We start from the raw sequence: 21,799 nt of genomic DNA, 5'->3' as shown, positions 1-21,799 counted from the left end.
CCTCAGGAAACGAGCCCGCGCCGGAATCCGTGCGCCACCGCCTGCGCCCGGTCGCGCACGCCCAGCTTGCGGAACAGCCGGCGCGCGTGCGTCTTCACCGTGTCCTCGGACAGGTAGAGCTCGCGGCCGATCTGCCCGTTGCTCTTGCCCTGGCTCATTCCGCGCAGGACCTGCAGCTCCCGCTCGGTCAGCTGCACGCCCGGGTCGGACGGCTGCCGCTGCGACGGCACCGACGTGCTGGCCAGCGTGTGTGCCAGCGCGGCGACGAGCTCGGGCCGCGAGGCGTCCCAGCGCAGGTAGCCACGCGCACCGCCGGCGATGGCGGCGGCGATGCTGCCCGCGTCGTCCGGGGCGCCGAAAACGATCACGTTCGCCTGCGGGTGGGCGGCCACCAGGCGCCGGGTGGCCTCGACTCCGGTCGGCACGGCGCGCTGCGTCCCCACCAGCACGACGTCCACCGGCTGTCGGGAATAGCGCGCGAGCAACTCGTCACCGTGCGCCACGCAGTCAATGCGACTGACCCCTGGCACAGCTGACATCACCCGCGTCAGCCCCTCGCGAACACTGCGCCGGTCGTCACAGATCAAGACCGTCGTCACGGGAGTTCCTCTCTCATCGTCCATCACACGCTACTCACAGTCACCAGCCAGCAGCCAGTCCTCCCGGTGCACCCCACACCGGAGGGCAACCAGCCAGTCCGGAACGGTCAAGCTGTCCGGCAGCCGGGTGACGTCTCATAACCCCCTATCGGACGCTTTTGGGCCGACCTTGACACGATCTGGTGGCCTATTTTGCACAAGATCGTCCCCCAAATGTCCTCGTTTGGGCGCGATCGAGAAGTTTGTCGACATTTGGTACCCACGGTGAGTGCTCTGCGATGCGCCGTCCGGCGGCATCCGCGGCCCGTAACACTCTGTGCAGATGATCTCCGGCCCGGCGGCGGAGCCAGGCCGCCGACCGCCCGTCCCCGGCATCGGCGGAGGCGTCCGCTGCCGCCAGTGCCGCCGGCCAGCAGAGCGAGTGCCAGCCCGCCCCTTCCGTCGCCTCCAGTGCCTGCAGGGCCAGGCGCCGGGCCCGCTCCCCTGCCGACCCGGCCGTGGCCAGTGCGACGGCGAGGACGATGTCCGACTTCACGGCGTGGCGGGCCGCGCCGTGTTCGCGAGCCAGCGCCGCGGCCCGCTCGGCAGGCGCGACGGCGGCGGACGCCCGGCCGGATGCGAGCACAAGCTCCGCGCTGACCCAGGCATGCCGCACCCTGGTCCGCCAGCTCCCCCGCGCCGGGGCCGCCGCGCGGTCGACGAGAGCTGCGGCCTCGGCGAGCCGTCCGACCGCCAGCGCATCGGCGGCCAAGCCGAGCAGCGCATCCGCCAGCGCGCCCGTGGGACCGATGCCGTCGGGATCTGTGCCGACGCCGTCGCTGCGGGCGCGCGCCGCGTGCCGCGCGGCAAGCGCATCCCACCTGCGAGCCGCGTGATGCCCGCCGAGCTGGCGACGGTGAGAGCCGATCGTGCTGCATGCCAGTGAAGCCAGCACCGGGTCCGTGGCCACCGACAGCGGCTCGAGCAGGGCGTAAGCCGCCGCGTAACGGCCTTGTGCGCCCACGGTCACGGCGGCCAGCCACCTGGTCGCAGGATCGGCGGTGGCGGCGGCAGCGAGGGCACGGTTGTCGATCGGTGCCCCACGGAAGGCCATTGCCCGCAGGTCGGCCGGCAGCGCATGCACCGGATCAGTATCGGCTCCGACACCGGCCGACCGGCCCGTGGGCGAGCGTCAGCCGAGCAGGACGTAACTGACCCGCTCGACGACGGCGGCCAACGTGGCCAACGGCTCGACCGTTTCCGGAAGCTTCACGTCTTGCCAGCCAGGGCCGCAGGCGAACAGCCGGCCACGGGAGCGTCCGCGGGCAAGCCGCCGGAAAAGCGTGGCATCGGCGTTCTCAGCGCGGTGCGCGCACAGCACCACCGCGGCGGGCCTGGTACGCCGGGCGACGCTGATCACGGCGTCAGCGGACAACCCGGTGCCGAACGTCATCGGGTGGATGCCGCGCCGGGCCAGCTCCGCCGCGAGCGCGGGAACGGTCAGATCGGATCGCGCACCGGGCATGTCCGCCAGCAGCACCGGGTGGTGGTTGCGCGGACGGCGCGCGACCGGCGTCGCCCGGTGCAGCGCCGCCAGCATCAGCCCGTTCAGCAGCTGTTTCGCCTCCGGCCCCGGGTTGCTCGCCCGCCACTGGTCGCTGATCGCCTCGGCCACCGGCCGGACCACGTCCTCCCACGCGACCGCCGGACCGACGGTCGCGACGGCCTCCTCCACCAGCAACTGAGCCTGATGGCTGTCCAACCGCAACACGGCCGCACTCAGGCCACGGGCGAGCCGGGACGCCCGCGGCGTCTCCTGCTCCATCTGCCCACCCCGCCGGGGCTGGGGCAGGACCTCGGCCGCCGCCGGGTCGGTCACCACCGACTCGAGCGCGTACTTGGCCGCCTCGGCGGTCGACGCACCCGCCAGCAGAGCCCGCTGCATGATCTCCAGCCGAGCGATGTCGAACGCGGTGTAACGGCGATGCCTTCCGTTGATGTGGCCGCTCGGCCCCACGCCATAGCGGCGATCCCATGTGCGCAGCGTCGCCGGGGCCACGCCGAGCCGACGTGCCACCGCGGACACCGGGAGAGTCGGTTCGGCGGTGGTGCGTGCGGCATGCCTGGTATCCGGCTCCGACATCGGTGCTCGCACGCACCCAATATCGCGGGCACCGGCCGCCCCGGCAACTTCAGCCGCCGGATCGTGAATAGTTGCCAGCCGGTGTGGGTAAACCTCGCCTGACCAGGCGATCACGTCCACTTGGGGTGCGCGAAATGGAGGTGTCTAACTTGCGCGGGGGATATCTAATGAATGAAATGACCTTGCTCTGTTGAACAACTATTGGCGCGGTTCTAACGTTACGGCCACCGCGCCGAATGGAGCATCCGGGCAACCCGGCTCCGGCGCACGACCAGCCGGAACACACGGCGAACGTGAGGCGGATCACCATGGCAGACACACGCAGGCTACCCGGCCCGAACGCCGATTTCTGGGACTGGCAACTGGAGGGCTCATGCCGGGGAATGGACAGTGCCTTTTTCTTCCACCCGGACGGGGAACGCGGTCCAGCGCGAGCCAGACGGGAAGCCCGGGCAAAAGCGGTGTGCCAAACCTGCCCGGTGCTGCAAATCTGCCGTGCGCACGCGCTGGCGGTGCATGAGCCGTACGGCATCTGGGGCGGGCTGTCGGAGTCCGAACGCGAGTCGATCATCAAGGCGCAGAAGAAGAAGGAGCGGGCGCTGGCCATGGCTGCCGGCGGCTGACCAGCTCACGACCACACGCCAAGGGGCGGCTCCCTGCGGGAGACCGTCCCTTTCGCCTGTCCGGGCACCGGGCAGGCGAAAGCAGAGTACCGGCCGTTCGAGCGTTGCAGGCAGAACGCTCCCGCGGCCCGCCGAACAGTGACACACCGGCCCGCGTCCCGCCGGACAGTGACACACCGGCCGCTGACTCGGTGGGCGACAGCAGCACTGGTTCCGGCGGAACCGGCAGCACTGGTTCCACCGGAGTCGGCAGCACTCGGCCGACGAGCGATGGCACGCTTCGTCACAGCGGCCGCGCAGCACCGGCCCAGGCAGCCGTCAACGAGTACGACCGACCAGAACGGGGCCTGCGCAGCGCGAACACGGCGAACCGCACTATCCGGGTCAACCGGGCACGCCCGGTGCGCCGAACCACACCCGCTTGATCACAGTCTCGCCCCACCGCCAAGAGCACCTGACCAGGCCAACGGTCTTCCCCAGTAGGGAACGAGTCCCGCGCGGACGGGTCGGCAGGCTGCACTCGGCCAACCCGGCGCCGAGCCGACGGTCATCCGCTCCGGTCGCGACGATCCGGGACACCTGCCCGGCGCCCTCTGCCTCCAACGAACCCGAGACACCAACCCGACACCCCCCGCCTCCAACGAAAACGGGGGGGCGGCCCCTGGTGGAGCCGCCCCCGGTGGGGACATTCCAGTGACAGTCCTCGTGGGACGTGACCGTGATCAGTGCTGGTGGCCGTGGTCCTCGTCGTCGGACTCCTCCGGCTTGTCGACCACCGACGACTCGGTGGTCAGCACCAGCCGGGCGATCGAAGCCGCATTGGCCACCGCGGACCGGGTGACCTTCACCGGGTCCACCACGCCGGCCGCGACCAGGTCGGTCATCTCACCGGTGGTGGCGTCGAAGCCGCGGCCCCACTCCTGCTCGGTCACCTTGGAGACGATCACCGAGCCCTCGTATCCGGCGTTGCTGGCGATCCAGTACAGCGGAGCGGTCAGCGCCTCGCGCACGATCGCCACACCGGTCGCCGCGTCTCCGGACAGGCCCAGGTCGTCGGTCAGCTCCTTGGCGGCGTGCGCCAGCGCCGAACCACCGCCGGGCAGGATGCCCTCCTCGACGGCCGCCTTGGTGGACGCGACGGCGTCCTCGATGCGGTGCTTGCGCTCGGCCAGCTCGGTCTCGGTGGCCGCACCGACCTTGATGACCGCCACGCCACCGCCCAGCTTGGCCAGGCGCTCCTGCAGCTTCTCCCGGTCCCAGTCGGAGTCGGTGGTCTCGATCTCGCGCCGGATCTGCGCGATGCGGGCCTGCAGCGCCTCCTTGGTGCCTGCACCGTCCACCAGCGTGGTGTCGTCCTTGGTGATCACCGCGCGCCGGACCTTGCCCAGCACGTCCAGCCCCACCTCGGACAGCTTGCGGCCGATCTCGGCGGACACCACCTGCGCCCCGGTGACCACCGCCAGGTCGTCCATGAACGCCTTGCGCCGGTCGCCGAAGAACGGCGCCTTCACCGCCACCGCGCTCAGCGTCTTGCGCAGCGTGTTCACCACCAGGGTGGACAGCGCCTCGCCCTCGACGTCCTCGGCGATGACCAGCAGCGGCTTCTTGGTCTCGACGACCTTCTCCAGCAGCGGCAGCAGGTCCGCCAGCGCGGAGATCTTCTCCCGGTGCAGCAGCACCCAGGCGTCCTCCAGCACCACCCGCTGGTCCTCGGCGTTGGCCGCGAAGTGCGCGGAGATGTAGCCCTTGTCGAACTGCACGCCCTCGGTGATGACCAGCTCGGTGGCCAGCGTGGAGGACTCCTCGACGGTGATCACACCGTCCTCGCCGATCTTCTCCACCGCTTCCCCGAGCAACTCGCCGATCCGGGCGTCACGCGAGGTCACCGTGCCGACCTGGGCGATTTCGTCGCGGCCCTTCACCGGCGTCGCCTTGGCCTTGAGCACCTCGATGACCTTGTCGGTGGCCGCCTGGATGCCCCGGTTCAGCTCGGTCGGGTTGGCGCCCGCGGCGACATTGCGCAGGCCGTGCTTGACCAGCGCCTGCGCCAGCACGGTGGCCGTGGTGGTGCCGTCACCGGCCACGTCGTTGGTCTTGGTGGCCACGCTCTTGGCCAGCTGCGCGCCGAGGTCCTCGAACGGGTCCTCCAGCTCGATGTCGCGAGCCACCGTGACACCGTCGAGCGTGATCGTCGGGCCGCCGTACTTCTTGCCCAGAACGACGTGGCGTCCGCGCGGCCCGAGGGTCACCTTGACGGCGTCGGCGAGCTTGTTCACACCCCGTTCCAGCGCCCGCCGCGCGTCCTCGTCGAAGTTGATCTGCTTAGGCATTGCTCGCCTCGAGTCCCTTTCTGGTCACAACAAACCGAACGCCCCGGCCCCTTCTTCCGCGGGGCCGGGGCGTCTGGCTGACAGAAACCACGTCAGGCCGGGGACATCCGGCCACGCGGCCGAGGTCAGTTGACCACCGCGAGCACGTCGCGGGCCGAGAGAATCAGGTACTCCTCGCCGTTGTACTTGACCTCGGTGCCGCCGTACTTCGAGAAGATGACGACGTCGCCGACCTTCACGTCGAGCGGAATACGGTTGCCTTTGTCGTCGATGCGGCCCGGGCCAACGGCAAGGACCTTGCCCTCCTGGGGCTTCTCCTTGGCGGTGTCGGGGATGACGAGACCGGAAGCCGTCGTTTCCTCGGCCTCGCTCGCTTGGACAACGATCTTGTCCTCAAGCGGCTTGATGTTCACGCTCACCGGGTTGACCTCCACGGTCGAGAAAGCGTTGTCGGAATTGGGGTCACGACTCCCACCCCCGTCGTCGCGGGTGCCGGGCGTGTTCATCGCTTGCACTTAGCACTCTAACCATGTGAGTGCTAGCCGTGCAACCGGGCCCCCTGTGACCTGCGTTGGCCACCGTGACCTGGGGCAAACGACCAGGTCACCGGGTAAGTCGCGGACGAAGGTCACGCCGTGCCGACCGTCGGCGACACATCGCACCGAAAGCCCGCCCGTGCCGTGACGAGCAAGCGTCCAGTGCGCCGGGGCGCGCTCGCCGACGGCAAGGACTACCGGTGACGTCGATCTACCGCACCCAGCGCTCAGGCACCCGCCCGCCGGCGACAAGGACTACCGTGGCAGGCACTCGGCGGACCGTCGTGGCCGCCCGCGGAAAGAGAGCTCGACTGTGACCGGCGCACCCGACAATCCGGCGGCAGCCCCAGCGGAGGCGACATGGCCGCGGTGGTCGCAATGGTTCGGCATTGCCACCGCCGTCGCCGCCACCACCTTCTCGTTCCTCACCTGGTCGTCGGTCAGCACCCACCTCGACGCCACCAGCCCGGCGGGCATGGCCGGGGCGGCGGCCAACGCCATCGAGGCGGAGTCCGGGACGGCCTGGGCGTCCCTGCCTGCCGCGGTGGCGGTCCTGCTGCTGGTGGGCAGCGGCGTCGTGGCCGCATCACCACTGTCGGCGCGGTGGACCACCGTGCGCTGGCTGAGCTGGCTCGGACTGGCCGCTGCCGCCTTGGTGTCCATCGTGCTGGCGTGGGTCACGCTGCCGACCGTCCGGGACGTGATGAATGCACTGGCCGACCGGTTCGGTGTGCCTCGCTCGACCATCCACGACGAGGACGTGGCCACTGGGGAGCGTTTCATCGACATCGAACCCGGGGTCGGTCTGTACGCGAGCCTGGCTCTCACCGTGCTGTCCGTGGTCGCGTCGATCCTGGCCGCGCGCGCGGCCGTCCGTCCGGCGAGCGGAGCCACCCCGCCCCCGGCCTGACCGCGTCCGCCTGCCGTGCTTGCCCGCCGGTGACAAGCGTCATACCCCTTTCGGCTGACGTCGAAAGTGAGGAATTCACCACCTGCAGACCACTGCCGGTTGCTCTGTCCCCCTTCCCTCGCCACGGTGATGTGCGTCACTGCACACACCGCGTTGAAGGGGGTCCCGGTGTCCGACACGACTACGCCTGTCACCCGCAGGGCGGTCCTTTTGGGAGGGGCCGGTGCGCTCGGCCTGGCCGCGATCGGCGGCGCCTTGGCCCGCGCACAGGCCACCCGAGGCGCAGGGGTGCGCCTGCCGAGGGGGCCGTTCTTCAACCTGGGAGTCGCGTCCGGTGATCCGCTGCCGGACAGCGTCGTGCTGTGGACTCGGCTGGCGCCGAACCCGACGGCGGCAGACGGCTACGGCGGGATGCCGGACAAGACGGTGACCGTGGAGTGGGAGCTGGCAGCCGACGAGAAGTTCACCCAGATCGTGCAGCGCGGGTCGGTGGAGGCGGTACGGGCCTACGCCCACAGCGTGCACGTGATCCCGGAAGGCCTGGAGCCCGGTAGGGAGTACTTCTACCGGTTCCGTGCCGAGGGCAACCTGTCCGACGTCGGCCGCACGCGCACCGCGCCTGCCCCGGGCACGCTCGGCGAGCTGACCATGTGCTTCGCCTCGTGCGCGCACTACGGCGAGGGCTACTTCACCGCGTACCGCAGGATGGCCGAGGACAACCCAGACCTGATCCTGCACCTCGGCGACTACCAGTACGAGTACAAGGCCAAAGCCAAGGACGTTCGCAAGGTTCTCGGGCCGGAGACCATCACGCTGGCCAACTACCGCCAGCGACACGGGCAGTACAAGACGGACCTGGACCTGCAGCGCGCGCACGCGGCCGCGCCGTGGCTGGTGGTCTTCGACGACCACGAGGTGGAGAACAACTGGGCGAACCAGACCCCGGAGAAAAACACCGACACCCCGGGCGAGGCGTTCCTCGACCGGCGCAGGGCGGCCTTCCGTGCCTACTACGAACACATGCCGCTGCGGCCGATCAGCAAGCCGAACGGCATCGACATGCAGCTCTACCGCCGCTACCACTGGGGCTCGCTGGCCACGTTCCACATGCTCGACACCCGGCAGTACCGGTCCGACCAGGCGTGCGGCGACGGCACCCAGGTCGGCTGCGAAGAGCGGCTCGACCCGAACCGCACCATCACCGGTGCCGACCAGGAGCAGTGGCTCATCGACGGGTTCCGCTCCTCGACCGCGCGCTGGGACGTGCTCGGGCAGCAGGTGTTCTTCTCCCGCCGCGACCTGGTCGCCGGTGCCGACAAGGGATACAGCATGGACGCCTGGGACGGCTACGCCGCTTCTCAGCAGAAGATCACCGCGGCGCTGCGTGACTCACAGGTGCGCAACGGGATCGTGCTCACCGGTGACGTGCACCGGCACTGGGCCGCCGAGGTCAAAGCTGCCTACGACGGCTCGGCCGGGGACGACGTGGCCGTCGAATTCGTCACCACGTCCATCACCAGCGGCTTCGACGGGGACGACAGCACCAACGAGAAGGTGCTGCGCGAGAACCCGCACATCAAGTACTTCCGGAACCGGCGCGGCTATGTGCGGACCAAGTTCACCGCGGACGAAGTACGCGCCGACTTCCGGATTCTGTCGAAGGTGTCGCAACCCGGCGCGAATGCCGTCACGGACGCGTCGTTCGTCGTGGCAGACGGGGATCCCACGCTGCATCGCGTGTGAGAGCGCTCCGGACCGACGGACGACGCGCCGCGTCAGACCGTGACGGTGGACACCGGCAGGCCGGGGGCCGCCGAGAAATCCAGGGAGGATTGCGGCACCCCGGCCGCCACCACGTGCGCTCCCAGCGCGGCGATCATGGCGCCGTTGTCGGTGCACAACCGCGGCCGGGGAATCCGCAGCCGGACACCCGCCGCCGAGCACCGCTCACGGGCCAGCCCGGCCAGCCGGGAGTTCGCGGCCACGCCACCGGAGATCACCAGCGTGTCGATCCCGGTCTCGGCCGCTGCCGCCACCGCCTTCGCGGTCAGCACGTCGGCGACGGCTTCCTGGAAGGACGCGCACACGTCGGCGACCGGGATCTCGTCGCCGCGCCGCTCCGCGGCCTCCACCCAGCGGGCCACCGCCGTCTTGAGCCCGCTGAACGAGAAGTCGTACTTGGCGTCGCGCGGCCCGGTCATCCCCCGCGGGAACGCGATGGCCTCGGGGTCGCCCCCGGCCGCGGCCTTGTCGATCGGCGGGCCCCCGGGATACGGCAGCCCCAGCAGGCGGGCCACCTTGTCGTAGGCCTCACCGGCGGCGTCGTCGACCGTCGAGCCGAGCTCGGTGATCTTCCCCGCGATGTCGTCCACCCGCAGCAACTGGGTGTGGCCGCCGGAAACCAGCAGGGCCAGGCAGGGCGTGGGGAGCGGGCCGTGCTCGAGCGTGTCCACCGCGACGTGGCCGGCCAGGTGGTTCACGCCGTACAGCGGGACGCCGAGGGCAGCCGCGTAGGCCTTGGCCGCGGCGACTCCGACCAGCAACGCCCCGGCCAGCCCGGGACCGGCGGTCACCGCCACGGCGTCGACATCCTTCAGCGTCAGGCCGGCCGCATCGAACGCCCGGCGCACCGTCGGCGCCATGGCCTCCAGGTGGGCACGACTGGCGATCTCGGGCACCACGCCGCCGAATCGGGCGTGCTGCTCCACGCTGGAAGCGACCTCGTCGGCGATCAGCTCGACCGTGCCGTCGTCGTGCAACCGCACCAAGCCGACCCCGGTCTCGTCGCACGAGGTCTCGATGCCCATGATGATCTTCGCCATCAGCCCGTCGCCTCCTCGGCGCGGGCCCGGGCGCTGCGTGCCTCGCGGCGCATCGTGTAGGCGTCGACGCCGACCGGGCGGTAGTAGCGCTTGCGCACCCCGATCTGCTGGAAGCCGTTACGCTCGTACAGCCGCAACGCCGGTTGGTTGTCCACCCGTACCTCCAGGAACACCGGGGCGTCGAGCTCGTCCGCCTTGCTCAGCAGCGCGGTCAGCAGCGCAGTTCCGATGCCCCGGCGCCGCGCCCTCGGGGCCACCGCGATGGTGCGGACCTCAGTCTCGACGCCACCCGCGTCGCCTTGCCGTCCCAGAACCGCCAGCCCGGCATAGCCGACGATCTCGCCGGACGAGTCGACCGCCACCAGGTAGTGGGTGTCCGAGCTCAGCTCGGTGCGGAAGGCCTGGGCGCTCCACGGGCCTTCCTCGGCGAACAGCTCGCGCTCCAGCACCAGGCATCGGTCGATGTCCTGCCCGGTCATCGGCCGGAGCGTGACGGCGTTCTCGGCACTCACGGCGCTCATACCAGCACCCGCTTCGGCCGTCCGGGTTCCTGCGCGTCCGGGCGGCGCAGGTAGCGCGCGGTCAGCGGTGCCGGATCCGCGCCGGAGCGCAGCTCGTCCGCCGCCGCCAGCACCAGGCCACGTGGCGACGGGTACCACGGTTCCACCGCGGTCAGCTCGAACGCATCCGGATACACCTGGACCCCGTGCCCGGCGACGTACTCGACGCCCGTCAGGTCGATCTCGTCCGGCCGGTCCACCGCCGGGCCGTGCAGCCGCGTGCCGTCCGCGTCGTAGACCGCCCAGTACACCTCGCGCCTGCGGGCGTCCGTGACGACCAGCAACTTCGCCTGGACCGACGCCTCCGCGGCGATGGCGTCCAGCCCGCACACCGGATACACCGGGACGTCGAGCACCTGGCCGAGCGACGCCGCCGTCGCCAGCCCCGCACGCAGTCCGGTGAACGGTCCCGGACCCGAGCCGCAGACCACGGCGGCCAGATCGTTCAGCGCGATGCCGGCGGCGCCGACCGCCTCCAGCAGATGCGGCGTGAGCAGTTCACCGTGGGCGCGCGCGTCGACCGTGACCCGCTCGGCGCGCGTCTCGGCGCCGTCCGGGCCCAGCTCGACCACACCGGCGGTGACCGCAGGGGTCGAGGTGTCCAGGGCGAGAACCAGCATGACCTTCCCAGCGTACGACCCGCTGGCCGGGCGTGAACGCGCGGTGTCGGCGAGCCGGACGGACGGGTCAGCCGGGCAGGCTCCTGCCCTTCCAGGAACCGTGCGGTTCCAGCTCGGCCACCCGCACGTCGTCCGGCCGCCGCTCCAGCCGGACCAGCAGGTAGTCCGGGCCGAACCGGTCGGCGACGAACTCGCCCCATTCGACGACCACCACCGAGTCGTCCGCGGCGGTGTCGATCCCCAGGTCTTCCAGCTGATCGACGTCGCCACCCAGCCGGTAGGCGTCGATGTGCACCATGCCGACCCCGCGCGGGCCGGGCTCGTGCACCCTGGCCAGCACGAACGTCGGCGAGCTGACCCGCCCCTGCACCCCGAGCGCGGCCGCGATGCCTTTCACCAGCACCGTCTTGCCCGCACCGAGCGGACCGGTCAGCAGCACCAGGTCGCCCGCCCTGGCCTGGGCGCCGATGGCCTTGCCCAGGTCCACCGTGTCCTCGGGCGTCGGCAGCTCCAGCTTCACCGCAACCACCTCCGCGTGCGTTTCCGCCCCCGGCTCGTACCCGCCGTGCGCCGCGAGGGCGCACGGCCCACCCCGGCACAGCGTTGCACCAGGTCGATGAGGTGGCTGCTGACCACCTCCGGCTGTTCCAGCTGCACCATGTGGCCGGCGCCGGGGATGCACACCAGTTCGGCCTCGGGCAGCTCGGCCACGATGCGTTCGCTGTGCGACATCGGGGTGATCCGGTCCTTCTCCCCGCCGATGACCATCACATCGGTCTCCCGGAGCGCCTGCAGTGCGTCGTAGCGGTTGTGCTCGCCCAGCGTGGCGATGAAGTTCACCAGCTGGTGCACCGGCGTCCCGTCCAGCTCGGCCAGCAGGAACCGCTGCACGCTCTCCGGCACCCGGTTGTCGCCGAACGCCAGCCGCCGCACCGCTTGCCTGGTGATCCGACCGCCCGCCGAGCGCAGCAGCTCGACCAGCTTCGGCTGCAGCGTCGCCAGGCCGCTCAGCCTGCCGATCGGGCTGTAGCGGGCCAGCACCGACCGAGCCACCCCGGTGCTGCCGACCTCCCCGGCGGCCGTGGTGATCAGGCACACCCCGCGGACGCGGCCGGTGAACAGCTCCGGTGCCTGCTCGGCCAGCGCGATGATGGTCATCCCGCCCATCGAGTGCCCGGCGAGCACCACCGGCCCCTCGCCGGCCACCGCACGCAGCACGGCGTGCAGGTCGGCGGCGAGCTGCTCGATCGTGCCGGTCTCGCGGGTGCTGGAGCCGGACCGGCCGTGGCCGCGGTGGTCGTAGTACACCTGGCGCACCCGGGGCAGCCGCAGCGCGGCCAGGTCCCGGCGCTGGAAGTACCAGGTCGCGCTGGACAGCGCGAAGCCGTGCACACCGACCAGCGTGATCTCCGGCTCACCGCCTTCGTCCGGCAGGATCTCCTGAACCGCAAGCGGGGTGCCCTCGTCGGCCGCCACGGTGCTCACCCGGTCCGGAGCCAGATCCCCCAACGGCTCGCCGGCGTACGGATCGGCGTCGCGGCGTTCGCCGCGGATGGACAACCGCCTCAAACCGCATCCCCGGTTCCGGAGCCGACATAGCGCCGGACCACGCGCGGCCGGTACATGCCGGTGACGATCTCGTAGTCGATGGTGCCGAGGGTGTCCGCCCACTCCCGCGCCGTGGGCTCCCCCGCCCTCCCGTCGGAGAACAGCACCACCTCCGCGCCGAGTTCGGGCTGGTGGTCACCGCAGTCGACGACGATCTGATCCATGCACACCCGGCCGACGACCGGGCGACGCTGCCCGTCGAGCCAGACGTCGAGGCGCCCGGACAGCGAGCGTGGAACCCCGTCGGCGTAGCCGACCGGGACCAGGGCCAGGAACGTGTCGGTGGCCGCGGTCCAGGTGTGGCCGTAGGAGACCGACTCCCCGGCCTCGATGCGCTTCACCAGCGCCACCGCCGACCGGAAGGTCATCGCGGGCCGCAGGTCGTCGTCGGTGCCGACCGGGTTCAGGCCGTAGATCGCGATGCCGGTGCGCACCATGTCGTAGTGCAGATCCGGCCTGGTCAGGGTGGCCGCGGAGTTGGCGATGTGCCGCTTCGGATCCAGCCCGGCCGCCCGCGCCACCTGGTACGCCGCGTCGAACCGCTTGCCCTGCTCGTCGATCGACGGGTGCCCGGGTTCGTCGGCGCACGCCAGGTGGGACCAGATCGCCACGACCTCGACGTCGTCCGCGGCGGCGGCGTCCGCGCACAACCACGGCCACTCGTCTTTCGGGCAGCCGTTCCTGGACAACCCGGTGTCGATCTTCAGATGCACCCGGGCTCGCTTGCCCGCCCGCTCGGCGGCCGCGGCGATGCGCGCCAGCTCGCCGCGCGAGCTGGCCGACAGGTCGACGTCGGCCGCGATGCCCGCGGCGTAGTCGACGTCCGGGGTTTCCAGCCAGCTCAACACCGGTGCGGTGATTCCCGCCGACCGCAACACCAGCGCTTCCTGCAGCGAGCAGGCCCCCAACCAGCTCGCTCCCGCGCTCAGCGCGGCACGGGCCACCGGGACCGCGCCGTGGCCGTAGGCGTCGGCCTTCACGACCGCCATCGTCGCCGCGCCCGAGTCCGCCGCGCGCCCGGCAAGCAGCGCGACGTTGTGCCGGATCGCGTCGAGATCGACGACCACCTCGGCACGGGGTGCACTCTTGTGGGGGGACATGCGGGTCATGGTCGCACGAAGCCGCGCAGCGCGCGGACGGCCTCCGGGATAGCGGCCGCGATCGAGGACGCGGACGTGGGAGCGTTCGCCGCGGCACGGGCAGCCGCCTCGTCATGCGCCAGTGCGGCACAGGCCGCCGCGAACGCCGGTTCCAAGCCTGCGGCCAGCAGCGCGCCGATCATTCCGGACAACACGTCGCCCGATCCGGCAGTCGCCGGCCAGGACCGACCGGAACGCTGCACGTAGGTGTGGCCCTTGTCGTCGGCGATCACCGTGCAGTGCCCTTTGAGCAGCACGACGGCGTGGTAGCGCTGCGCCGCACGGCGAGCGGCAGCGATCCGGTCGGTGCCGACGGAGCCGGCCAGCCGTTCGAACTCGCGCTCGTGCGGGGTCAGCACCAGTGGGGTGTCCGGGTCCCTGGCGAGCAGCAAGTCCGGGTTCTGGGCGATCATCGTCGTGGCGTCGGCGTCTGCGCACACCGGGACGCCCGCGGCCAGCACTTCCCGCAGCATTTCCTGGGAATCCGACCCGGTTCCGCTGCCCGGCCCGACGACCCACGCTTGCACCCGGCCGCTGTCGGCCAACGATCCGGTGGCGATCACCTCCGGCCACCGGTTGCGCACCGCGTCCGCTGCGTAACCGGCGTAGCGCACCATCCCGGACGTCGCCTGCACCGCGCCGCCCACCGCCAGCACCGCCGCACCCGGGAAACGGCTCGACCCTGCGACGACGCCGGTCACGCCCTGGGTGTACTTGTCGTCGGCCGACCGCGGCACCGGCCAGGCCAACCCGACATCGGCGGGGTCGAGCGCGACGAAATCAGGATCACCGAGCTCCGGGCGGATTCCGATGTCGACCAAGCGCACGTCCCCGCACAGGCCGGCCGCGGGTTCGAGAAAGTGCAGCGGTTTGTACGCGCCGAATGTCACGGTGGCGGTGGCGTGCACCGCCTCGCCTTCGACCGCACCGGTGTCCGGTTCGACACCGCTGGGGAGATCGACGGCGAGTATCGGCGCGCCGGCCTGCGCCACCAGCTCGGCGGCTTGCGGCCGCAGGCCTCCGCGGGCGGACAATCCGACGATGCCGTCGACGACCAGGTCCGCCCTGTCCAGCGCGGGACCTGCCTGCGCCGGTTCGACCACTCGCCCACCGGCGCGGCGCAGCGCGGCAAGCCCTTCGCGATGCGCCCGCTCCGGGTTCAACAGCACGGCCGTCACGGCGACGCCCCGGCGACGCAGCATCGCGCCGGCCCACAGCGCGTCCCCTCCGTTGTCGCCGGATCCGACGAACAGCACCACGTGGGTGCCCGCCACCCGACCGGCGTGCTCGGACAGCAGCTCAGCGGCCCGCACGGACACCGCGAACGCCGCACGGCGCATCAACGCCCCGGGCGGCGTGCGGGCGAGCACCTTGGCCTCCGCGGCGCGCACTCGCTCGGTCGTCCATACCTCACGCATGTCAGAAACCGTACCGACGACCGGGGCCGCCGATGGTCACTCGACGGTGACGGACTTGGCGAGATTGCGCGGCTTGTCGATGTCGAACCCGCGCTGCCTGGCGATCTCGGCCGCCAGCACCTGCAGCGGCACCGTCGCCACCAGCGGCTGCAGCAGCGTCGGCATCGCCGGGATCTCGATCAGCTCGTCGGCGAACGGCCGCACCGCCTCGTCGCCCTCCTCGGCGATCACGATGGTGCGCGCCCCGCGCGCCTGGATCTCGCTGATGTTGGACACCAGCTTCGCGTGCAGCACGCCCCTGCCCTTCGGCGACGGCATCACCACGACCACCGGCAGGTCCTGTTCGATCAGCGCGATCGGCCCGTGCTTGAGCTCACCGGCGGCGAAGCCCTCGGCGTGCATGTAGGCCAGCTCCTTGAGCTTGAGCGCGCCCTCCAGCGCCACCGGATAGCCGACGTGCCTGCCCAAGAACAGCACCGCCTTCGACTGCGCGAACCGCCTGCCGATCTCGCGCACCTGATCGACCGTGCCGAGCACCTTGCGCACCGCGGCCGGAGCGGCCTCCAGCTCGGCGAACTCGCGCGCCACCTCGTCCGGGTACTTGGTGCCGCGCGCTTGCGCCAGTGCCAGGCCGACCAGGTAGTTCGCGGCGATCTGCGCCAGGAACGTCTTGGTGGCCGCCACCCCGATCTCCGGGCCCGCGTGGGTGTAGAGCACCGCGTCGGACTCGCGGGGAATTTGCGCGCCGTTGGTGTTGCAGATGGCCAGCACACGGGCCTTCTGCTCGCGGGCGTGCCGGACCGCTTCCAGGGTGTCCGCGGTCTCCCCGCTCTGCGAGATCGCCACCACCAGGGTGTCGCGGTCCAGCACCGGGTCGCGGTAACGGAACTCCGAGGCCAGCTCGACCTCGACCGGCAGCCGGCACCAGTGCTCGATGGCGTACTTGGCGACCAGCCCGGAGTGGTACGCGGTGCCGCACGCCACCACGAAGACCTTGTCGACGTCGCGCAGGTCCTGGTCGGTCAGCCGCTGCTCGTCCAGGACGATCCGGCCGCCGGAGAAGTGGCCGCGCAGCGTGTTGGCCAGCGCCTCCGGCTGCTCGTCGATCTCCTTGAGCATGAAGTAGTCGTGGCCGCCCTTCTCCGCGGCGGACAGGTCCCAGTTCACCGTGAACGGCTTGCCCTCTGCGGGCTCGCCGGCGAAGTCGGTGACCCGGTACCCGTCGCGGCTGATCTCGACCACCTGGTCCTGACCGAGCTCGACCGCTTCCCGGGTGTGCTCGATGAACGCCGCGACGTCGGAGGCGACGAAGTACTCGCCCTCACCCACGCCGACCACCAGGGGCGACGAGCGCCGCGCGGCCACGATCACGTCCGGGTGATCGGCGTGCGCGACGACGAGGGTGAACGCGCCTTCCAGGCGGCGGCACACCGCGCGCACCGATGCGGGAAAGTCACCGGCCGTCGGCCCTTCGGCGTACTCGAGCGCGATCAGGTGAGCGGCCGTCTCGGTGTCGGTGTCGGACGCCAGCTCGATCCCGGCCGCCTCCAGTTCCGCGCGCAAGGTCGCGAAGTTCTCGATGATGCCGTTGTGCACCACGGCGACCTTGCCGGAGGTGTCCCGATGCGGGTGGGAGTTGCGGTCGACCGGCGGGCCGTGCGTCGCCCAGCGCGTGTGGCCCATGCCCGCCGAGCCGGCGAACGCATCCCGGCCGACGGCGTCGAGCTGCTGCTCCAGGTTGCCCAGTCGGCCCGCCTTGCGTTCGACGGCTAGCCCGCCGTCCCCGTCGAGGACCGCGACCCCGGCGGAGTCGTATCCGCGGTACTCCAAGCGCCGGAGGCCACCGATGACGACGTCCAGCGCCGAGCGGTGCCCGACGTAACCCACGATTCCACACACGGGCAGCCAGGGTACTAGGGTCGGTGCATGGCCAAGCCGAAGGTGCTGTTGGAGGAGCTGAGCTACCCGGGCCCGCACCAGGTGTCGCTCGGCAACCTGGCACTGGTCGGGCTCCCCGGCGTGGTGTTCACCCCGCGCGCCGGGCTGGGATTGCCCGCCGTCGCGTTCGGGCACGGCTGGATGCAGCCGCCCCGCCGGTACGCCGGGCTGCTCCGGCACCTGGCGTCGTGGGGCATCGTGGCGGTGGCGCCCGCGACCCAGACCGGCCCGGTGCCGTCCCACCGTGCCTTCGCCGCGGACCTGCGCACCGCGCTGCGACTGGTCGCGCACGTGCGGCTGGGACCGAGCGGGATCAGCGTCGACCCGGAGCTGCTGGGCGTGGCCGGGCATTCCACCGGCGGCGGTGCCGCGGTGCTGGCCGCGGCCAACCGGGACCCGAAGGACCGGCCGAAGGCGGTGGCCACTGTGGCCCCGGCGCAGACCCTTCCCTCGGCCGCGGACGCCGCTCGGTCGGTGGAAGCTCCCGGCTTGCACCTGGCCGTGGCGGACGATGTGGTCGCCCCGCCGATCGGCCATGCGCACGCGATCGCCCGCTCCTGGGCCGGGCCGGTGCAGGTCCGGGAACTGGAGAAGTCGTCACACCTGGCGGTCACCGAGGGCTTCCACTGGACGCAGCTGTTCCTGCAGGGCAAACCGCAGCGCGCGACCCAGCGGCTGGTCTATGCGCTGTTCACGGCGTTCTTCCTCGCCGAGCTGACCGGTGCGGACAAGTACCGGGAGCTGTTGCAGGCGAGCGTCAAGCGAGCGCCGATCACGTTCGAGCGGTCACCGGACAAGGAGAAGGCTCACCTGCGGTAAGGCCGCCGTGGAGCGGGCACCGCAGGAGCCACGGCATTTCCCGCTCCCATCACGAACGCGCCGCACATGGTCCGAAGCGACTACCGATACCCGCCCGGCGGCGGGCCGAAGGGCTGCTGGCCTCCCGGCATGTGCTGCTGCTGCCCGTACGGAGCACCGGGAACCGGCGGGCCCGGCTGGGGATATCCGTAACCACCCGGGAAGCCGGGGCCCCACCGGGGGACCTTCGGCCGAAGCCAGCTCTTGCCCGCCACGGCGAGGATCGCAGCGATCACCGCGGCACCGACCAACCCGTACGCGGCGGCGTCCTCGAAATCGAGCGCGCCGAGCGAGAAGATCGCGCCGAGGATGATCAGCACCCGCCCAGCGCGGGAGCGCCGGCGGAACAGGATCGCGCCCAGCGCCAGGAAGAACCCGCCGACCGCCGCCGCGGCGGCGAAGCCGCCTTCACCCCAGCTCTTCTCGAGCATGTTGTCGACGGCTTCGTAGCCGTACTTGCCGAGCAGGACGAGCCCGGTGATCAGCGCGATCCCGAACACCACCCAGGCCAGCTCACGAACGCTGAATGCCGGGAAGGGACCCTCCTGACCACCCGCACCTGGTGCGCCCGGGCCGGCCACCTGGCCCGGCGGAGGCGGCGGGACGGGCTGCTGCCCTGCCGCCTGACCGGGGTTGGCGTGCTGACCGGGGTATGGCTGCTGCCCCTGCCAGTCGCCCGGCTGCCACCCGTGCGGGTTGGTCATCGATCGCTCCCTGCTCGGCCGCTATCCGCGGAGAAAGTTGCCCTGTTCGAAGTCCTCGTCGTCGTCCGGCGCCCACCGGCTGCCGGACGGCTGCGCGGGCTCCGGAGCAGGCGGCGTGGCCGGGGCCGCCTCGGGCTGCGGATCGACCGCAACCGGCCTCGGCGGCGGAGCCGGAGGGGACGGCGGTTCCTCAGGGACGTCGTACTCGTCGTCCTCGATCTGCCCGATGCGGGCTCCGGCGTCCGGCAGCCGCGGACGCTGGGCCCACGGGTTCTCCGGCTTCTTGTCCTGTTCGGCGTCCTTGGCCTTCTCTTCCTTCTTCTCAGCCTCGCGCGCGGCTTTCCACTCTTCGAGTTCCTTCTGCCGCTGCTCCTGCTCCTTCTTCATCTCGGCGGCGCGCTGGCGGGCCTCCTCGCTGATCTCCTCGGCCCTGGCCCGGTACTCGGCGCGAATCTGGGCGAACTCGTCGAGGATCGCCGGCCGGGAACTGCTTTCCGGCAGAAAGACCACGGGTTACGCCTCCTCGTCGTCCAGGCTGCCGCTGATGCGTGCCACACCGAACGGCCCTTCGGGCACCTCCGGCTCGAACAGCGCGGTGTCCGGCACCTGGTACTGCGCGGACGACGAACGGGACTCGTCGTTACCGCCCGCACCCGCGGCTCCGGCCATCATCGGCGCCGCGCCGCCCATCATCGGTGCACCACCGCGAGGACCGACCGCATCCCCGCCACCTGGCAAAGTCCCGACGCCCGGCCCGCCAGCCGAAGCACCGCCAGGAGCACCAGCGGGCGCACCGCCGCCCGGCACAGCGCCACTGTGCGCGCCGGCGTTGAGGTTCTGAGCACTGCCGCCGATGCTTTCGCCCCCGGCGCCGCCACCCATGGTGGATGCGCCACCGCCGCCTCCCCCGCCGGGGATGGACGCGCTGGCGCCACCGCTGCTACTGCTGACACCGTGGCCGACACCGGGTCCGCCACCGTCGGCCTTGAGCTCCGACATCGCGGATCCACCGATGGAGGAACGCCCCGCCTGCCGTTCCTGCTCGGCGGCATCGAACACCGACCGCGGCGCGGACCTTTCCTCAGCAGACTCGACAGGCGACGAGACCCTGACCGCGTGGCGTTCGCGCTCCGCGGCGTCGAACACAGACTGCGCCGGCGACCGTTCCTCGGCGGACGTGGCGTGCGAGGCCCCCTTGCCGGAGCTGACGTCGTCGCCGGGCAGCATGCCGCCGCGCTCCCGGAAGTCCTGCTCCTTCTTGGACAGCTCCTCCCATTCGCTGGACGGGACGTTGTCGCGGGCCTCCAGCGCTTCCCGCTGGCTGATCAGAGTCTGGCGTTCCTCCGCGAGCTGCCGCTTGTACTCCTCGACGGCCTCCTCGTCACCCAGGATCTGGGTAACCGGCTCCCCGGAACCGTCGTCGACCCTGACCACCGTGACCCCGTCGGCGCCTTCCGGCTGCTGGGCGACGATCTCCACATCGCCGTCCTTGATCCGGATCTTGCCGTCCTCACCCGGCGTGTGCACGGTGTCCTCGGCGCCGGCCTTGCCACCCGGCACGTCCCGCGCCGCCGAACCCTGCGGCCCGAAGGCCCCGGACGCCGTACCACCGACGGACTGCCCTTGGGCGTCCTTGTCGCCCTTGGCGTCCTCCGGGCCCCTGGTCGGGTCGAAGTCGAGGTTGTAGGTCTTCGTGCCACCCTTGCCGTCATCGAGGGTGACCTTCATCTCGCCGGTGGCACTGGGCTCAGTGACCGAGATCTCCCCGTCACCCTGCCGCACCGTGGTGGTGTCCTGGTCGTCGTAGTCCTTGATCGGCTCACCGGTTTCCGGATCGATCGGGTACGGCTTGCCCGTGCGCGGATCGATTTCCAACGGCTTCCCGGTCACCGGGTTGGTGCCGTCCTCCGGCTTCTTGATGTCCGCGTCCGACGGAGTAGTCGTCGACGGTGTCGAGCTGCTGGGAGTGGATACCGACGGCGTGTACGACCCACCCGGGTACGACCCGCCGCCTCCGCCGCCGAACGACCCGCCACCGCCGCCGCGTGAACCGCCGGAGTCGCTGGGCGAAGTGGAGCCGTTGTCCTGACCGCCCCCCCTGCGTGGCTTGTCCGACGCCGGGCGAACCTCGATAAGCGGGTTGAGGTCCTGCAGCGCGCTGCTCGAGTGGTACTTGTCGCCGAACGTGTTCAGCAAACGCTCGAACGTATCCCGGGCGTTGTCGAGCTGCTGCCGATACGTATGCATGGAGTGGCTGTACCAAAAGGCGTGGTCGTCCAGCCACTTCACGTGACCGGCAACCTCTCCTCCGGCCACCATCCAAAGAAAGGAATTAAGTTTGTCGTCGGCGAGTTCTTGCGCTTGTTCCGGAGTGATTCCCGGGTATCCGTGCAGCTCCAGAAAATATACTACCTCTGAAAGATTATTGTTGAACTTTTCTTCGTCTTCAGAGTTGAGATGGTTGTAATATCCGATATAGTCGGATATCGGCGACTCGTCAAGGGTACGAATAACGTCCTCGAGCGTCCGCCGCATCTCGTCCCGAAGGGCAGTCGCCGCCTGCGCGAAATTCTTCCAAGCATCCGCGGCTTCCGTGCTGTACTGCACGAACCGTTTGAGCGAGTTCCGCGCGGCGTCTCCGCTGTCCCCCTCCCAGACCGGGGCCAGCGCGCGCATCGCGTCATGAGCGCCGTTGGACATGGCCTCCGCCACGCCCTCCAGCTTCTGCAGTCGCTCCACGGACGCGTCTATCGCGCCGAAGTGGAAGTACTTCAGATCCTCGACCTTCTGCTGATCCGCTTCACTCCACGGTTGCACCCAGTCCGTGGTACCCGACCGCGCCTTGCTGTCTCGCCACATCGTGTAGATCTTGGTCCCGCGACCGCACATCAGCTCCCGGAACCTGGCCAGCTTGTTGTCGCCTTCCAGCTTCCTCTTGCTGACGTCGTTCTGGTCTACCTCGGGTTCGTCGGCGAGAATTTCTCGGATGTGGTCCGCGTTTTCACTCATCGG

20 protein-coding genes are annotated in these 21,799 nt (G+C 70.8%); 4 read left to right on the top strand and 16 right to left on the bottom strand.

What is annotated here, in order from left to right; translation table 11 throughout:
- Positions 1-2 precede the first annotated feature (2 nt).
- The 3 genes from YWY_RS0118080 to YWY_RS0118070 all read right to left on the bottom strand — a co-directional run bounded on the left by YWY_RS0118080 (position 3) and on the right by YWY_RS0118070 (position 2,721).
- Positions 3-599, bottom strand: a complete 597-nt coding sequence (locus tag YWY_RS0118080; RefSeq protein ID WP_028848771.1) for a response regulator transcription factor — start codon at positions 597-599, stop codon at positions 3-5.
- A gap of 187 nt (positions 600-786) precedes the next feature.
- Complete coding sequence (locus tag YWY_RS22725; RefSeq protein ID WP_211227657.1) at positions 787-1,722, bottom strand: hypothetical protein; 936 nt, start codon at positions 1,720-1,722, stop codon at positions 787-789.
- A gap of 48 nt (positions 1,723-1,770) precedes the next feature.
- Positions 1,771-2,721, bottom strand: a complete 951-nt coding sequence (locus tag YWY_RS0118070; RefSeq protein WP_051310399.1) for a MerR family transcriptional regulator — start codon at positions 2,719-2,721, stop codon at positions 1,771-1,773.
- A gap of 308 nt (positions 2,722-3,029) precedes the next feature.
- Here YWY_RS0118070 and YWY_RS0118065 point away from each other — a divergent pair, with 308 nt between their 5' ends.
- Entirely contained in the window at positions 3,030-3,344 is a 315-nt protein-coding gene (locus tag YWY_RS0118065; protein WP_028848769.1) for a WhiB family transcriptional regulator, read from the top strand.
- A 722-nt stretch (positions 3,345-4,066) separates the two neighbouring features.
- Here the strand turns inward: YWY_RS0118065 and groL are convergent.
- Positions 4,067-5,674 carry a chaperonin GroEL gene (groL, locus tag YWY_RS0118060; RefSeq protein ID WP_028848768.1) on the bottom strand — a complete coding sequence of 536 codons (1,608 nt, stop codon included), beginning with the start codon at positions 5,672-5,674 and terminating at the stop codon, positions 4,067-4,069.
- A gap of 125 nt (positions 5,675-5,799) precedes the next feature.
- Entirely contained in the window at positions 5,800-6,093 is a 294-nt protein-coding gene (groES, locus tag YWY_RS0118055; RefSeq protein ID WP_028848767.1) for a co-chaperone GroES, read from the bottom strand.
- Positions 6,094-6,523: 430 nt separating this feature from the next.
- Between groES and YWY_RS0118050 the strand changes: the two genes are divergently transcribed.
- Both YWY_RS0118050 and YWY_RS0118045 read left to right on the top strand, forming a co-directional pair.
- Positions 6,524-7,120 carry a hypothetical protein gene (locus YWY_RS0118050; RefSeq protein ID WP_028848766.1) on the top strand — a complete coding sequence of 199 codons (597 nt, stop codon included), beginning with the start codon at positions 6,524-6,526 and terminating at the stop codon, positions 7,118-7,120.
- A gap of 168 nt (positions 7,121-7,288) precedes the next feature.
- Entirely contained in the window at positions 7,289-8,863 is a 1,575-nt protein-coding gene (locus YWY_RS0118045; protein ID WP_028848765.1) for an alkaline phosphatase D family protein, read from the top strand.
- Between the two features lie 32 nt (positions 8,864-8,895).
- On the opposite strand, the gene tsaD is transcribed toward YWY_RS0118045, so the two are convergent.
- The 8 genes from tsaD to glmS form a co-directional block, all read right to left on the bottom strand.
- Positions 8,896-9,942 carry a tRNA (adenosine(37)-N6)-threonylcarbamoyltransferase complex transferase subunit TsaD gene (gene tsaD, locus YWY_RS0118040; protein ID WP_028848764.1) on the bottom strand — a complete coding sequence of 349 codons (1,047 nt, stop codon included), beginning with the start codon at positions 9,940-9,942 and terminating at the stop codon, positions 8,896-8,898.
- Positions 9,942-10,463: a ribosomal protein S18-alanine N-acetyltransferase gene (rimI, locus tag YWY_RS0118035; RefSeq protein WP_028848763.1), complete on the bottom strand. Its 522-nt coding sequence runs from the start codon at positions 10,461-10,463 to the stop codon at positions 9,942-9,944. Before rimI ends, tsaD begins: the two co-directional genes overlap by 1 nt.
- Positions 10,460-11,122 (bottom strand): tRNA (adenosine(37)-N6)-threonylcarbamoyltransferase complex dimerization subunit type 1 TsaB, encoded by a 663-nt coding sequence (gene tsaB / locus YWY_RS0118030; protein ID WP_028848762.1) that lies wholly within the window; start codon positions 11,120-11,122, stop codon positions 10,460-10,462. The genes rimI and tsaB overlap by 4 nt, the downstream gene beginning before the upstream one ends.
- Before the next feature lie 67 nt (positions 11,123-11,189).
- Positions 11,190-11,651, bottom strand: coding sequence for a tRNA (adenosine(37)-N6)-threonylcarbamoyltransferase complex ATPase subunit type 1 TsaE (gene tsaE / locus YWY_RS0118025; protein WP_425426140.1), 462 nt, complete (start codon positions 11,649-11,651; stop codon positions 11,190-11,192).
- Positions 11,639-12,691 carry an alpha/beta fold hydrolase gene (locus YWY_RS22720; RefSeq protein ID WP_245566718.1) on the bottom strand — a complete coding sequence of 351 codons (1,053 nt, stop codon included), beginning with the start codon at positions 12,689-12,691 and terminating at the stop codon, positions 11,639-11,641. Before YWY_RS22720 ends, tsaE begins: the two co-directional genes overlap by 13 nt.
- Positions 12,688-13,830, bottom strand: coding sequence for an alanine racemase (gene alr / locus YWY_RS0118015; protein ID WP_028848760.1), 1,143 nt, complete (start codon positions 13,828-13,830; stop codon positions 12,688-12,690). The genes YWY_RS22720 and alr overlap by 4 nt, the downstream gene beginning before the upstream one ends.
- Positions 13,831-13,835: 5 nt before the next feature.
- Entirely contained in the window at positions 13,836-15,287 is a 1,452-nt protein-coding gene (locus YWY_RS0118010) for a bifunctional ADP-dependent NAD(P)H-hydrate dehydratase/NAD(P)H-hydrate epimerase (RefSeq protein ID WP_028848759.1), read from the bottom strand.
- 36 nt (positions 15,288-15,323) lie between these two features.
- The gene (glmS, locus tag YWY_RS0118005) at positions 15,324-17,186 is read right to left on the bottom strand and encodes a glutamine--fructose-6-phosphate transaminase (isomerizing) (protein ID WP_028848758.1); all 1,863 of its coding nucleotides are present in this window, start codon (positions 17,184-17,186) and stop codon (positions 15,324-15,326) included.
- Positions 17,187-17,213: 27 nt separating this feature from the next.
- Between glmS and YWY_RS0118000 the strand changes: the two genes are divergently transcribed.
- The gene (locus YWY_RS0118000; protein ID WP_028848757.1) at positions 17,214-18,044 is read left to right on the top strand and encodes a dienelactone hydrolase family protein; all 831 of its coding nucleotides are present in this window, start codon (positions 17,214-17,216) and stop codon (positions 18,042-18,044) included.
- 80 nt (positions 18,045-18,124) lie between these two features.
- Here the strand turns inward: YWY_RS0118000 and YWY_RS0117995 are convergent, their stop codons facing one another.
- Genes YWY_RS0117995 through YWY_RS0117985 form a run of 3 tightly spaced genes read right to left on the bottom strand, consistent with a single transcriptional unit; the run spans position 18,125 to position 21,796 of the window.
- Complete coding sequence (locus tag YWY_RS0117995) at positions 18,125-18,787, bottom strand: hypothetical protein (RefSeq protein ID WP_028848756.1); 663 nt, start codon at positions 18,785-18,787, stop codon at positions 18,125-18,127.
- Between the two features lie 21 nt (positions 18,788-18,808).
- The gene (locus tag YWY_RS0117990) at positions 18,809-19,297 is read right to left on the bottom strand and encodes a hypothetical protein (RefSeq protein WP_028848755.1); all 489 of its coding nucleotides are present in this window, start codon (positions 19,295-19,297) and stop codon (positions 18,809-18,811) included.
- 3 nt (positions 19,298-19,300) lie between these two features.
- The gene (locus YWY_RS0117985; RefSeq protein WP_028848754.1) at positions 19,301-21,796 is read right to left on the bottom strand and encodes a hypothetical protein; all 2,496 of its coding nucleotides are present in this window, start codon (positions 21,794-21,796) and stop codon (positions 19,301-19,303) included.
- Positions 21,797-21,799 lie beyond the last annotated feature (3 nt).

This window comes from Thermocrispum agreste DSM 44070, from assembly GCF_000427905.1.
Taxonomy (GTDB): Bacteria; Actinomycetota; Actinomycetes; order Mycobacteriales; family Pseudonocardiaceae; genus Thermocrispum; species Thermocrispum agreste.
The sequence above is the reverse complement of the archived record's forward strand: the minus strand, read 5'-3'. Positions and strand labels throughout refer to the sequence as shown.

What these genes read in the sequence shown, in the direction of transcription:
- YWY_RS0117985 (WP_028848754.1), bottom strand. Translation starts at nt 21,796, where the DNA reads ATGAGTGAAAACGCGGACCACATCCGAGAAATTCTCGCCGACGAACCC.
- rimI (WP_028848763.1), bottom strand. Translation starts at nt 10,463, where the DNA reads ATGAGCGCCGTGAGTGCCGAGAACGCCGTCACGCTCCGGCCGATGACC.
- YWY_RS0117995 (WP_028848756.1), bottom strand. Translation starts at nt 18,787, where the DNA reads ATGACCAACCCGCACGGGTGGCAGCCGGGCGACTGGCAGGGGCAGCAG.
- YWY_RS0118070 (WP_051310399.1), bottom strand. Translation starts at nt 2,721, where the DNA reads ATGTCGGAGCCGGATACCAGGCATGCCGCACGCACCACCGCCGAACCG.
- groL (WP_028848768.1), bottom strand. Translation starts at nt 5,674, where the DNA reads ATGCCTAAGCAGATCAACTTCGACGAGGACGCGCGGCGGGCGCTGGAA.
- YWY_RS0118065 (WP_028848769.1), top strand. Translation starts at nt 3,030, where the DNA reads ATGGCAGACACACGCAGGCTACCCGGCCCGAACGCCGATTTCTGGGAC.
- tsaB (WP_028848762.1), bottom strand. Translation starts at nt 11,122, where the DNA reads ATGCTGGTTCTCGCCCTGGACACCTCGACCCCTGCGGTCACCGCCGGT.
- YWY_RS0118010 (WP_028848759.1), bottom strand. Translation starts at nt 15,287, where the DNA reads ATGCGTGAGGTATGGACGACCGAGCGAGTGCGCGCCGCGGAGGCCAAG.
- tsaD (WP_028848764.1), bottom strand. Translation starts at nt 9,942, where the DNA reads ATGGCGAAGATCATCATGGGCATCGAGACCTCGTGCGACGAGACCGGG.
- YWY_RS0118000 (WP_028848757.1), top strand. Translation starts at nt 17,214, where the DNA reads ATGGCCAAGCCGAAGGTGCTGTTGGAGGAGCTGAGCTACCCGGGCCCG.
- alr (WP_028848760.1), bottom strand. Translation starts at nt 13,830, where the DNA reads ATGTCCCCCCACAAGAGTGCACCCCGTGCCGAGGTGGTCGTCGATCTC.